The sequence below is a fragment of the Pseudoflavonifractor sp. 60 genome, assembly GCF_009911645.1.
In the GTDB taxonomy this organism is placed as follows: Bacteria; Bacillota; Clostridia; order Oscillospirales; family Oscillospiraceae; genus Lawsonibacter.
The window spans coordinates 1-1682 of the sequence record NZ_QWKI01000325.1; the positions used below are offsets into that span (position 1 = coordinate 1).

Annotated in this window: 3 protein-coding genes; all 3 read left to right on the forward strand. The window is 65.8% G+C overall.

What is annotated here, in order from left to right; all coding sequences use genetic code 11:
* A partial coding sequence (locus D1646_RS22175; protein WP_201754808.1) for a terminase large subunit occupies positions 1-425 on the forward strand: 425 nt, incomplete at its 5' end.
* Positions 422-625: a hypothetical protein gene (locus tag D1646_RS22180; protein WP_160638498.1), complete on the forward strand. Its 204-nt coding sequence runs from the start codon at positions 422-424 to the stop codon at positions 623-625. The genes D1646_RS22175 and D1646_RS22180, both read left to right, overlap by 4 nt.
* Positions 622-1682: hypothetical protein (locus D1646_RS22185; protein WP_160638499.1), on the forward strand; the 1061-nt coding region annotated here is incomplete at its 3' end. The genes D1646_RS22180 and D1646_RS22185, both read left to right, overlap by 4 nt.

The window sequence follows — 1682 nt, forward strand, 5'->3', positions numbered from 1 at the left end:
CCGGCTGCGCCTACGACAGCGGGGCCAGGACTCTGTACATCTTCGAGGAGTTCCGGGGCTGCCGCCAGTCCAACGCCGCCTGGGCAGAGAAGATCAAGCACCATCTGGACGACCTGATCCTGGCCGACCCGGGCAGCGGCGGCGACCGGAATGTGGCCGACTTCAAGGCCTACGGCTTCCGCATGAGGGAGGCTCAAAAGGGACCGGGCTCTGTGGCCTACGGCGTCAAGTGGCTGCAATCGCTGGCGGCCATTGTCATTGACCTGGAGCGGTGTCCGGAGACGGCCAAGGAGTTTTCCGAGTACGAATACGAGCGAGACCCCAAGACCGGCGAGGTGCTGGAGGGCTATCCCGACGCGGCCAACCACAGCATTGACGCGGTGCGGTACGCTCTGGAGCCGGTGTGGAAGAGGAGGGGCAAATGAAGAAGCTGAAAACCTGGCTGCTGGAGCGGTTCCTGCCCGCCTGGGCCAAGGACACAGTCTATTTTGAGAACCGGATGCTCCAGGCAAAGCTGGAACTGAAGGAGCAGGAGGTCAGGGAGCTGAACGCCTACATAGACGGTCTGGAACGGGGTCTGCGGGCGGAGTCCAGGATTGTCATTCAGAACGGAGGTCAGACATGAGCATCTGGAGCGCCCTGCACACCGCCTACAGCCTGGAGGACGCTTTCGGGGCCAAGAGCTGCACCTCCCAGGCCATGCGGGAGGCCATTCAGGAGTGGTTCCACCTGTACTACCACCGGGAGGCCACCGAGGAGAGCGACCCCTGCCAGCGCATTGCCTACACCATCGTGTCCAAGCTGACCAAGACCGCTTTCGGGGAGTACCAGGCAACGGGAGAGGACAGCTTTGCCCAGCAGGTCCTCACCGCCCTGGACGGGGTCAAGCGGGAGGCCATGCAGCTGGCCCTCATTGGCGGCGAGGCCTGGCTGAAACCGGTCCCCACAGGGGGAGGATTTACCTTTGCGGTCGTCAGCCGGGACCACACCCTGGTGTTTGGCCGGGATGGACAGGGACGGCCCACCGACCTGGGCGCGGTGGAGTACACCGCCCAGGGCCGCAGCTGGTACACTCTGCTGGAGCGCCGGACCCTGGACGCCGCTGGACGGCTGACCATCCGAAATCAGCTCTACCGCTCCGACCTGCCCGGGACCCTGGGCACGCCGGTACCCCTGGCCGCCCTGGGGCGGTACGAGGCTCTGCCCGAGGAGTACACCTTCTTTGAGCCTCTGGGCGGCCTGGGGCTGGCCTGGCTGAAAACGCCCCTGGCCAACTGTGTGGACGGCTCCCCGGACGGTGTGAGCGTCTACGCCCCAGCGGTGGGGCTGATCCACAACATCGACCGCAGCGAGGCCCAGCTCAACGGGGAGTTCGACCGGGGCCAGTCCCGGATCATCGCCTCCGCCGACCTGCTGCGCCGGGGAAGGGACGGACGGCGGCGGCTGGAGGACAAGCTCTTTGTGGGCATTGACGACAGCCCGGAGGCGGTGGGGCTGACCATCTTCTCCCCGGAGCTGCGGGAAAAGTCCTTCCTGGCCCGGAAGCAGGACTATCTGCGCAGCGCGGAGAACATCATCGGCCTGAAGCGGGGGCTGCTCAGCGAAGTGGAGGCGGCGGAGCGCACCGCCACCGAGGTCACCTCCTCCGCCGGGGACTACAACCTGACCATTATCGACTTCCA

What these genes read in the sequence shown, in the direction of transcription:
- D1646_RS22180 (WP_160638498.1), top strand. Translation starts at nt 422, where the DNA reads ATGAAGAAGCTGAAAACCTGGCTGCTGGAGCGGTTCCTGCCCGCCTGG.